The sequence below is a fragment of the Plectonema radiosum NIES-515 genome (genome assembly GCF_025753815.1).
In the GTDB taxonomy this organism is placed as follows: Bacteria; Cyanobacteriota; Cyanobacteriia; order Cyanobacteriales; family Nostocaceae; genus Hassallia; species Hassallia radiosum_A.
This window is the reverse complement of the sequence record NZ_JAOWRF010000092.1, coordinates 1-10,656: the sequence shown is the minus strand read 5'-3', so window position 1 is coordinate 10,656 and position 10,656 is coordinate 1. Positions and strand designations below refer to the sequence as shown.

The following is a 10,656-nucleotide window of genomic DNA, read 5'->3' as shown; positions in this document are numbered from 1 at the left end:
GGGGGAGAGGGGGAGCAGTAATAACTCCAAACTCCTAACTTCTAACTCCAAACTCCCAACTCCTAACTCCCAACTCCAAACTCCAAACTCCTAACTCCCAACTCCTAACTCCTAACTCCTAACTCCCAACTCCCAACTCCCAACTCCCAACTCCCAACTCCCAACTCCCAACTCCAAACTCCCAACTCCCAACTCCTAACTCCCAACTCCTAACTCCCAACTCCTAACTCCCAACTCCTAACTCCTAACTCCTAACTCCTAACTCCTAACTCCTACTGCAAACTCCTAACTTTCGACTCTTGCTTGTTTTGTTGTATCATTATCGAGCCGATGGCAACAAGGAGCGCACCAAGGGCAAGAAATCCCAAATCCCAGGCTAACTGATTCGGACCTGGTTTAACATGATGGATACCAAGAATTTGGTGATCGATTAATCCTTCAACCAGGTTGAACAATCCAAAACCGATGAGCAAAGATGCGAAAAAGGTTTTTGATGACCAACGAACATCATCGCGTCCTCCGGCACGCCATAGCAATACTATTCCGACGACAGTCATCACCCAGTCTAAGGCGTGAAACAATCCATCCCAAACCATGTTTAAATCTATATTGGAGATTGTTGTCAGCGGTCGAACATTACTGAGCATGTGATGCCACTGAAGAATCTGATGTAGGACGATGCCATCAAAAAATCCTCCCAGACCAATACCAAGGACAATCCCGGCTGTAATTAAAGGTGATTGTCGGTTGCTTGTCTCACGATGAGCCACAATATCAAACCTTATAGACAGACTTGGTTACAGAATAGAACTGTCTTCAGAGAGATTTCCTCTGCCCAGAGGCAAGTACTGCTCTTTAATTTAAGGAAGGGGATTGGACATTGGGCATTGGGAAGGGTGGGGGAACCCCACCCTTAGTCCCCCATTGCCCCAATCCCTAGTCACCATTCCCCAGTACCCTTGATACATAATCAGAGAAATTTTCAAATGACTATTTACTTTTACAAGGTTTGGGAGCCTTACGGCTGTTTTTCTAACTTTTCTCCCCACGGAATCGAAATTCGGGGTACTTACTGGTCAACGGTGGAACATTATTATCAAGCGCAAAAGTTTGTCGGCAGCGTGGATGCAGTGATTATACCTTTAATTTCTGCGGCACAAACGCCAGAACAAGCTGCTGCCTTGGGACGGTGTAGCACCCGCAAAGTTCGTTGTGATTGGGATGTGGTGAAAACTGAAGTTATGAAAGAAGCTGTACTCAAAAAGTTTCTCACTCATGCCGAAATTAGAGAAACTCTGTTGACTACAGGCGATAATTTACTTGTAGAAAACTCCCCTAACGATTATTTCTGGGGCTGTGGTGCAAATAAAACTGGTGAAAACTATCTAGGAAAAATCCTCATGAGTGTGCGTGAGGAAATCCGCAGTTTATTTTGTCGTTATCAGTAATTTACGATTAGCTAAATCATACTTTTTCACAAAAATATAAGTAACTTAATTGTGAGAGGGGAATGGTAACTTTATCCTGGTAATATTTGAGTAGATTAATTATATTTAGGGCTTTATTGTCGCTAAAAAATTGAGACGCTCTTATTGACAAGATGCCTTTACCCTGAATCGTCTCCTGAACTATAAATTTACAATCATTTCAGTTTACGATGTCCGTAATTCCCAGTCAGAGACTGGGAGTGAGGATATGATAACTTAAGCTTTTTCAAGTACCTTTTGCATAAAAGACATGATTTCTTCAGTACTATTCATGTGGAATAAATCCAAAACTTCTGCTACTGATTCTGAAGGTATATAATCATGTGGTATTCCAACAAGTGAACCGCCCAAATTTTGAGCTAAGTGATACCAAAAAGCCAATTTACATTCAGCATCCATTGAGGTATAACTATTAGTGGAAATTGCGGCTTCACTGCCTTCTTGATTTTGGAACTGACGCAAAGCTGATATTTGTTCTGGGTGGGATAATTTTTGAATTTCTCCTACCAAATCTGCTGTACCGTCACTCGGCATAGAATTAAGAGCGCTAGCAGGAACTTCCTCAGAAACTTGACCAAAAAGCAATGCGAGGACAGCTAGGCGATCGTCTGCATTTAAAGTTTGAAACTTTGATACAGCTAATTCGATAAAATCGACATTTGTAGAAGTCATAAACACCTCAAATTAATTAACTAAAAGTGGCAAAACTGCGTTTTTCAAAATTATTTATCAGGAAAAATTATGATGAATCTCGCTGTTTTTGTCTGAAAGTCCGAGCGGTGTAACCCGCTCGAAACTAGGGGGGAATTATACCTTGTCTAAAACTTGTTCGGTAGCGCGATCGCAACTACCAATCAAAAATCTCAAAGCTTTAGATTTCTGCACCACCTTTGGGTTCTGCACCGAATGGAGCAACGTAATCACGGAAGAGAGTGATTTGCTGTTCAAAACCAAGTTGCTTAACTTTATTCAACAGTTCTTGGGGTTCAGAAGAAAGCTTATAGCTAGCAGGCATAGGAATGATAGTAGCGTTATCCATGCCTTGAGCTAACCGATACCAAAATAATAGCTTGGTGGTTTCACTCAAAGAGCCATATTGACGAGTTAATTGCTTATCCACACCATTAATCAAGTCGCGTTGAAGTTGTAGTTGTTCCTCGTGGGATAACTCTTTAACTTGATTAAACAAACCTTCGGCAATTTCTGGTGAAACGGTGCTTGCAGCGGGTGCTGCTGGGGTAATTGAGCTACCCATTTCTTTGTAAATGAACCAAAACAAAGCAAGCTGATCGTCTACGTCTAAGGCTTGCCAAGCTTGGACATGTTCGCGAATTGTTGGATCGTTGGTTTGGGTAAATGTCATAACAAACTCCGATTGCGATTAAATGATTGCTACTGCAACCCTATCAAAGGTACATCTGACGTTTAACCCTACTGAAGACAGATGTATCTAAATCGAAAAGAAGAGTAATTGGTAATGTAATTTTCTCATCTCAATTACCAATAGACATCTCCGGAAAAGAATGTAGAGACGCGAAATTTCGCGTCTCTACAAGGGTTTCGGTTAACGCATAATTAATTTCCAACAGATGTCTAATGCCCTATTACCAATTACCCATTCCCCGTCCCCCTGTTCCCTACTCCCTCCTGTCTCCATAATCTTCCGAAGACTTGGGATCTAACTCCCAGCGACTGTCGTCACGCTGTTCTAACATTTCGCTTGTCCGCAAAAACGCGGCATCATTCATTTCGATTCCAACAGCGGCACCAATTTCATCAACAATATCTTGATCGGGAGTGGAAGCAGTACCACCAACAGCTTCATCACCATCCATAGCTGCTTGTTGCCAACCAGCATCAACATCACCTCCAGTTAATTCTGGACTGGTGTATGTTGCATACTCATCCAACTCCTCTTTCATTTCTCGTCTACCGAGATTGTAAGTAGGTGATTCTTTGACACCAGTACCATAGGATTCAGTAATTTCCTGTGGTAAGTCAGAAATTTCTTCTGATAAATTATCTTCGGATTGAAGAAGTTCCTCATCTGGATCTACACGGTTGACTTGAGCTTCTAAATCTACTTGTTGTTGATCCGCCATAATTATAAATATTTCTGCATCTCCAAAATAACGCTTTCGCTTATCCGACTTGTCTCCCTAGAGATGTATTACTTGAGACGGAAAAAAATCTATCCCTTTGGAGCGAAGAGAAGATAGTATTTGGTGCATACCATTGAAAATGTGAATTCATCCTCAAGCAAGTTTGAAATGAAGTACTCATTTTTAGCTCCTAAATGTTTTGAATGATCGGCAAGTAATCATTGACATCGATATATCTTGAATAATTAACACCTAAAAAAGAAGCATTCATTATTTTTTAGCAGTGGAGGAAGAAAGTGAAATACGACCAATTTATTAAACATGTCCAAAGCGTTGCTCAATTAGATTCCCGCGAAGAGGCAGAACGTGCTACTCGTGCTACGTTAGAAACTATTAGAGAACGCATTGTGGGTGATGAAGGTAAGGATTTGGCTTCGCAGTTGCCAAAAGATAATGGTGAATTTTTGCGCGGTCGGGAAGGTGAAAATGGTCAGCATTTTGGTATGTCAGAGTTTATCAAGATGGTGAGTGAGAAGGAAAATGTAGAACCCACTGCGGCTGCGATGCATGTTAGAGCCGTTTTTAGTGTGTTGCAAAGTGCTGTAAGTCCGGGTGAGTTTGCAGATTTGCAAGCTAATTTTTCTCCAGATTATGCGGAGATATTTGCAGCGGGATCGACTGTGGTTTCACAGTGAAGATTTGAGAAGATTTGAGAAGATTTGAGCGCTGAAGCGCTCACTACGTAAGTAATTTAAGAGGTGATTCAATGGCAAACTTTAAGAATTCTGGTAAGAAAAAAGTCGCTATCCTGATTGATAATGGGGTGGAGGATGCAGAATTTCAAGTTCCTTATAATGGGCTAAAACAAGCGGGGATGGAGGTTGTTGTCCTCGGTCAAAGGATGAATGAGAAATATCAGGGCAAACAAGGCAAAGTTTCTCAGCAAGCTGATGCTACTACTAGCGAAGCGATCGCTTGCGAATATGATGCGGTGATTATTCCCGGTGGTATGGCTCCCGACCACATGCGACGCAATCCCAACACTGTACGTTTTGTTCAACAAGCGATGCAAGAAGGTAAATTAATCGCAGCAGTTTGTCACGGACCCCAAGTTTTGATTGAAGGGGATTTGCTCCAAGGTAAACAAGCTACTGGTTTCAGCGCTATCCGCAAAGACATGATCAATGCGGGTGCAAAGTATGTTGATGAACCTTTGGTAGTTGACGGTAATTTGATTACCTCACGTCAACCTGGAGATTTGGCAATCTTTACCACAGCTATTTTGAGTCGTTTGGGTTACGGTGGTAAGGATGCTGCATTACCCGACGAAAATGATACAAGCGCGGAATGGTGGAAGCTGGCTGATGCTTGGGGTGGTTCAACTAAGGGTGATATTGTCAAGGGTGTAAATACTGCTCTTGCTGGTGAGCGTTATTCGTTGGAAGCTTTGGAGAAGTATTTCGAGAAAGAGTCAGATGCTGAAGTTAAGGCGTTGTTTCAAGAGATAATTACGTCGAAGCAGCGTCACATCCTCAAGCTGGAAAGTTATCTTGACAGGTTGGGTGAAAAACCTTCTTTAGCCGCTAATATCGCGAATCAATACGCGAAGGTGAAAACGGCTTTGACTGGAAGTGATGATATATTTCAATTGCGATCGGCTCTGGGTGATGTGCAAACTGGTATCGGTGATATTGGTAATTTGTGTGCTATGTATACGGACCCGGTAGCTACTGCGCTATTTACGGATATTTACAACGATTTGTTGGTTTCTGAACAGCGATTGGTGCAACTGTATCAGCAGCGGATGGGGCTGGATGTGAAGCCTGGGAAGCCGACGACGGGTGCGGCTGTGTCGATGTAGGTTTTTATTAAACGAACCGCCAAGTACCCAAGGAAGCCAAGGAAGAGGTTATATAGGGTCTTTGGGTATGGCTGGTTATTTTTACGGGGAGAGGGGGATGAGTTGAGTAAGGGTGAAGGTGCTGATGGGTTTAAGCTCCACCTGGGGGGCTATATTCAAGAACAACCTTAGTACCGCCTTTTAGACTTCAGCATTCTACTTGAGTTACTTGCAATGTGCTGTAAACCCGCTTTAATACCGAAGATATGAGCGGTAAACCGCTCACTACCAAATAACAAATATTATGAAAGCAGTATGTTGGTACGGGGTCAATGATGTAAGAGTTGATATAGTGGTAGCTCCAAAAATTATTAATCTGCGTGATGCGATTGTCAAAATTACATCAACGGCTATTTGCGGTATCGCATTAATGAAGCCCTAAATTTAACTTACCTGTCCCTGGCACAAAAAGAACTCAATTGCACCAAACCCGCTTGATGTGCTAAATCCACGTCTGCGATCGCATAGCCCCACAATATGAAATGATGACCGAAGTATGGATATTAATTGCATCTTGCTCCCCAAAAAACACGGGATAATTACTGGAGATGCAGCCATGTCACAGGCTATTTTTTCTTGTTAAACTCACTAACAATCCGATTTAATTCCTTTACCAACCAAGAATCAGCATCACTTTCTAAAAAGACTTCCAATAGAGTGCGGTAATACCATAATGTCCCTGACTTACCACCTTTAAACTTTTCCCAAGTTGCTTCCCCTTCTCTAGATAAATCACTCAAAATACTACGCGCATTATGCAATTTATCTGCTAGCGCTACTCTGCGAACTGAAGCTGAAGCATGACGCAATTTTTCAATATATTGCTGTTTGCGTTCTTGCCAAGGCGGTTTTGGTATAGTATCTGCATCGGTGCAACCATCAACTATTTCGATGACTCTTACACCAAACATATCTAAAATCACTTCACGGGTTGCTGTCCCCCCTTGGTCTTCTACCGCATCATGTAATAATGCAGCGATCGCTTCATCTTCATCACCACCATTTTCTAATACCAAGGCTGCTACACTTAACAGGTGACTAATATAAGGTACGTTACTTACCTTTCTTATTTGTTTACAGTGCAATCTATTTGCGTAAACTAAAGCTTGTTCAAAACGATGAGTTAATTTTGGTGTTTCTGTTGCGTTCAAGTTCATAGTTTTATATTTGTAGTTATATATAAAGCTTGTAAGTAGCTTCCACAGTGGGAAAATAATTAAAAACTTCTCTCTTCATCGTGCCTTCTGCTTTCTGGATCTAATCCTCGTTCTCCGAAAATGCCTGTTTGGTGACTGATGCAAAGTTTCTTGATTAATTTGGTCAGGTGATATAGCGATTCCCACATTCATTTTTGTACAGAAAGAAAGAAAGAATTAACCGTTTCGGAAGATAGATAAACACCGATGGACGCAGATAAATTTGTACCTCAACAGACTAGGAAACGCGATAAGATAATAGAGCTGTCGGCAATTTTTCAAAGTCAAACCACATTGGTTGAGTATTAATTATACTGTGTTGCGATCGCCGCAAAAAAGGGTAGCGAATTTATTGTCACTGGACACCGTAGTCTGCCCTCAGTGCTGATTGATAGGCTTTAACCTGCAAATCTATCCCGGTAATCGCAGTACCAACGACAACAGCGAATGCTCCTACTTCTATTGCTTGACGTGCCATTTGAGGTGAGGAAATGCCACCTTCGCAAATCACGGGAATGTCTAATTCTACCATCTGCTTCAGCAGTTCCCAGCCGGGGGGAGCAAGATGCTTTGTTGCAGCAGTGTATCCAAAAAGCGTTGTCCCTACAATGTCAGCACCAGCTTTTGTAGCTAAAATAGCCGCTTCGATTGTATCTACATCTGCCATTACTAATTTGCCTAATTCCTGATGAATCTGAGCAATGATATAGCTTACCGTTTCACCACCAGGGCGATTTCTATTAGTCGCATCAATTGCTATAATATCTGCTCCCGCTTTCGCTACCGCAGACGCATGATGAAACTGTGGCGTAATGTATACTTCGGTTCCAGCTAGAACTTGCTTCCATAGCCCAATAATTGGCACTTTCAGGCGATCGCGCACCGCGCTGATGTGTGCTGGGGTATCGATTCTTACGCCACCGGCACCGTTATTCACAGCTGCTTGCGCGATCGCTGCAATTACTCTTGGTTCATGCAGTGGCGAATCAACAGGCGCTTGACAAGAGACAATTAGTTTGTGACGTAGGGTTTCTATTGACATGGAGGGGGAGGGGGGATGGGGGGACGGGGAGAGGGGGGGACGACTTGGGGGAGGGAGGGGGGACGACTTGGGGGAGTAATAACTCCTAACTCCTAACTCCTAACTTCTAACTTCTAACTTCTAACTTCTAACTTCTAACTTCTAACTTCTAACTTCTAACTCCTAACTTCTAACTTCTAACTTCTAACTTCTAACTTCTAACTCCTAACTTCTAACTTCTAACTTCTAACTTCTAACTCCTAACTCCTAACTCCTAACTCCTAACTCCTAACTTCTAACTTCTAACTTCTAACTTCTAACTTCTAACTTCTAACTTCTAACACTGATAGGTTGTTGTGGTATGTAGACGGTAAAAATTGAGCCAATGTTTACGGTTGATTCTACTTCAATTCGACCGCGATGGAGTTCTATGAGTTGTTTGGTTAATGCCAAACCGACGCCGGTGCCTTCATAGCGACGCCGTAGTGGTGTATCTAATTGTTGAAATTTTTCAAATAGTAATGGCAATTGCTCTTCCGTAATGCCAATTCCTGTATCTTCTAGTTGAAAGATGGCGTTGTCGTCTTCTACCCAAAGACGTAAAGTTACATTGCCACCTTCTGGGGTGAATTTGATGGCATTACTTGACAAATTCCAGAGAATTTGTTCTAATCGCGATACATCGGCGTTAAAGCGATCGCGTTGAGGATCGATTTGTAAATCTAGTTTAAATTGTATCTGCTCGCTGATGGCTTTTTCTTGTAACGATTCTACGGTTCTTTGAGCTATATTCGTTAAAGAAAATTCCGAAATATTTAAAACTGCTTTCCCCGCTTCTATTTGCGATAAATCGAGGATATCATTTATCATTTCTAATAAATGTTCTCCACTGTCGTGGATTGTTTGTAGATAGTCTCGTTGCCGCTGACTTAACTCTCCTATGGGCCAGCGTAACAGAGTCGAAGACATACCGATTACATAAGTCAAAGGAGTGAGCAATTCATGGCTGATAGTCGCGAGAAATTCACTTTTGAGACGACTAGCAGCTTCAGCGGCAATTAAAGCTTCGCGTAGTGCTATTGTGCGCTCAATTACTCGGTGTTCCAGAGTTTGTTTTTCTTCAGTGAGCGATCGCATTAACTCAGATTGATAAATAGCGATCGCTAATTGTTCAGCGATCGAATTCAGCAAATTTATTTCACTTTCAGTCCAGTGATGTGAATCATGGCACTGATTAGCAATTAACAGTCCCCAAAGTTTTTCTTCATAAATAATCGGTGCTGCTAACTTTGCCCTAACTTTAGTTCTCCTGAAAAAGTTTAGTAAACACTCTGACAAAACATAAGTTTTTTCGACATCATCTACAGCTAAAGTAAAGCCTTGGCGATATTTTTCCCAACATGGAAATGGCGGCAAAAAGCCATCTTTTTCCTGAGAACTAAACACCGACGGAATCGCATTTGTTGCGCGGGCTTCGTAGACAATACAACCTGTATATTGCTGCCAATTATGCAGTGATTGCGATGACAAAGCAAGTGTTGACTCTTGAGTGTTAACTCTTGATTCCTCAATTTTGTAGATGACCAATCTATCTAATTGCAAAAATTCCCGAACTTGTGCGATCGCTGTTGCCATAATTACCTGCAAATCCTGGCTTTTGCGAATCTGATTTGTCACCTGATTTAATAATCGTTCTTGACAAATCTGCTTTTTCAGAGCATCTTCTACTGACTGACAGGTATAAACATGATTAAAGTTGCGATCTGATGTAAAGGATTGATTTGGCAGTGGTAAAAGATATTCTAATAACAACAGCGTGAATTTGCCTTGAAGCGTGGCATCATTAAGACTGGGAATAAGCTGATAGCGTTCGAGGTGTTGGTAAGTGTGAGAATCATCAACAAACAAATCTTTCAGTTGCGAAATAAAGGAGGCGATCGCTTGTGAATTAAACGTCAAACTAGCGTATAATGTCGCATCCTCAGTCAGTGGGATAAATTCTCTCTCGATCCCATTTTCCCCTTGGGGCAATGACACATTCTCTAAATCAGGAAAACTTCCCGCAACGCACATTCCTAAGTTTTCTTCTTGGTTTCCCACCAAGAGAGCGCTAAACTGCTCTGAAACCACCAAAGTAAACTTTTGCTTTTGCCACTCACTCTTGCTCATAATCCGTGCCAGCACAGCCTCTGTCAGAACCAAAGCTGCACTTCCCACTGCTTGAGCCATAGAAAGCAACAATTCCCCAAGCTGATTAAATACATCTTTTGGCAAAATTCGGGAAAAGCTCAAATCAGGAGAACTAAGCATTTTCAAACATTAGAGTGAGAAGGGCTGGATGCTATGCGAAAAAGTTTTTTTGTTTCCTAACCAACAGTTTAAAACGGTAATAGAAGATTATGCATCGAATAAATGCCACATCTGTAGGATTTCACAACTCAGAAGGCGTAGTTTTTTTTGAACAGACTCCAGCCCCTTTGGTGTTTATTACGGCTGCTGATACTGATATTCAGACAATAGATGCTGCATTCTCCAAATTCCCATCGACATTTCCGGCATTAAGAGTCACCAATTTATTGCAGTTACAGAATCAAATAAATATTGACACATACGCCGAGCAAGTTTTGGAATTTGCCCAAGTAATAATTTTACGACTGTTAGGAGGACGCTCCTACTGGTCTTACGGTTTGGAGGTAGTGCAGGAAATTGTCGAGCGTAATGGCACAACCCTCATTGTAATGCCAGGAGACGATGCTTTCGATGCCGATTTAATCACTTTCTCAACTTTTCCTATAAATGCTGTAAACCAAGTATGGCAATACTTCCGCGAAGGTGGCGTAGAAAATATTGTCAATGCTTTCAAGTATATTACCGATACTTGCCTTTCAACTTCTTTTAATCCCCCATCACCGCAAGTAGTGCCCCGTGTCGGTCTTTATAGAGGGGAGTG

The 10,656-nt window shown here is 41.9% G+C and carries 10 protein-coding genes and 1 pseudogene; 4 read left to right on the top strand and 7 right to left on the bottom strand.

Going from position 1 to position 10,656, the window contains the following annotated elements:
- Positions 1 to 272 precede the first annotated feature (272 nt).
- Positions 273 to 770, bottom strand: a complete 498-nt coding sequence (locus OGM63_RS06200; RefSeq protein ID WP_263744628.1) for a DUF2243 domain-containing protein — start codon at positions 768 to 770, stop codon at positions 273 to 275.
- Between the two features lie 216 nt (positions 771 to 986).
- Between OGM63_RS06200 and ybiA the strand changes: the two genes are divergently transcribed.
- Complete coding sequence (gene ybiA, locus OGM63_RS06195) at positions 987 to 1,448, top strand: riboflavin biosynthesis intermediates N-glycosidase (RefSeq protein ID WP_263744627.1); 462 nt, start codon at positions 987 to 989, stop codon at positions 1,446 to 1,448.
- A 255-nt stretch (positions 1,449 to 1,703) separates the two neighbouring features.
- On the opposite strand, the gene OGM63_RS06190 is transcribed toward ybiA, so the two are convergent.
- The 3 genes from OGM63_RS06190 to OGM63_RS06180 all read right to left on the bottom strand — a co-directional run bounded on the left by OGM63_RS06190 (position 1,704) and on the right by OGM63_RS06180 (position 3,589).
- Positions 1,704 to 2,159, bottom strand: a complete 456-nt coding sequence (locus OGM63_RS06190; protein ID WP_263744626.1) for an orange carotenoid protein N-terminal domain-containing protein — start codon at positions 2,157 to 2,159, stop codon at positions 1,704 to 1,706.
- 199 nt (positions 2,160 to 2,358) lie between these two features.
- The gene (locus OGM63_RS06185) at positions 2,359 to 2,850 is read right to left on the bottom strand and encodes an orange carotenoid protein N-terminal domain-containing protein (RefSeq protein ID WP_263744625.1); all 492 of its coding nucleotides are present in this window, start codon (positions 2,848 to 2,850) and stop codon (positions 2,359 to 2,361) included.
- Positions 2,851 to 3,124: 274 nt separating this feature from the next.
- Complete coding sequence (locus tag OGM63_RS06180) at positions 3,125 to 3,589, bottom strand: DUF6335 family protein (RefSeq protein WP_263744624.1); 465 nt, start codon at positions 3,587 to 3,589, stop codon at positions 3,125 to 3,127.
- 296 nt (positions 3,590 to 3,885) lie between these two features.
- On the opposite strand from OGM63_RS06180, the gene OGM63_RS06175 reads away from it, so the two are divergent.
- Complete coding sequence (locus OGM63_RS06175; RefSeq protein WP_263744623.1) at positions 3,886 to 4,284, top strand: DUF2267 domain-containing protein; 399 nt, start codon at positions 3,886 to 3,888, stop codon at positions 4,282 to 4,284.
- 71 nt (positions 4,285 to 4,355) lie between these two features.
- Positions 4,356 to 5,450 (top strand): DJ-1/PfpI/YhbO family deglycase/protease, encoded by a 1,095-nt coding sequence (locus OGM63_RS06170; RefSeq protein ID WP_263744622.1) that lies wholly within the window; start codon positions 4,356 to 4,358, stop codon positions 5,448 to 5,450.
- 605 nt (positions 5,451 to 6,055) lie between these two features.
- Here OGM63_RS06170 and OGM63_RS06160 read toward each other — a convergent pair.
- The 3 genes from OGM63_RS06160 to OGM63_RS06150 all read right to left on the bottom strand — a co-directional run bounded on the left by OGM63_RS06160 (position 6,056) and on the right by OGM63_RS06150 (position 10,016).
- Positions 6,056 to 6,646 (bottom strand): HD domain-containing protein, encoded by a 591-nt coding sequence (locus OGM63_RS06160; RefSeq protein WP_263744621.1) that lies wholly within the window; start codon positions 6,644 to 6,646, stop codon positions 6,056 to 6,058.
- 394 nt (positions 6,647 to 7,040) lie between these two features.
- Positions 7,041 to 7,727: an N-acetylmannosamine-6-phosphate 2-epimerase gene (locus OGM63_RS06155; protein WP_263744620.1), complete on the bottom strand. Its 687-nt coding sequence runs from the start codon at positions 7,725 to 7,727 to the stop codon at positions 7,041 to 7,043.
- 309 nt (positions 7,728 to 8,036) lie between these two features.
- Positions 8,037 to 10,016 carry a GAF domain-containing sensor histidine kinase gene (locus OGM63_RS06150; protein ID WP_263744619.1) on the bottom strand — a complete coding sequence of 660 codons (1,980 nt, stop codon included), beginning with the start codon at positions 10,014 to 10,016 and terminating at the stop codon, positions 8,037 to 8,039.
- Positions 10,017 to 10,105: 89 nt separating this feature from the next.
- Here OGM63_RS06150 and OGM63_RS06145 point away from each other — a divergent pair.
- Positions 10,106 to 10,656 (top strand): annotated as a pseudogene (locus OGM63_RS06145) (cobaltochelatase subunit CobN); the annotation flags it as partial.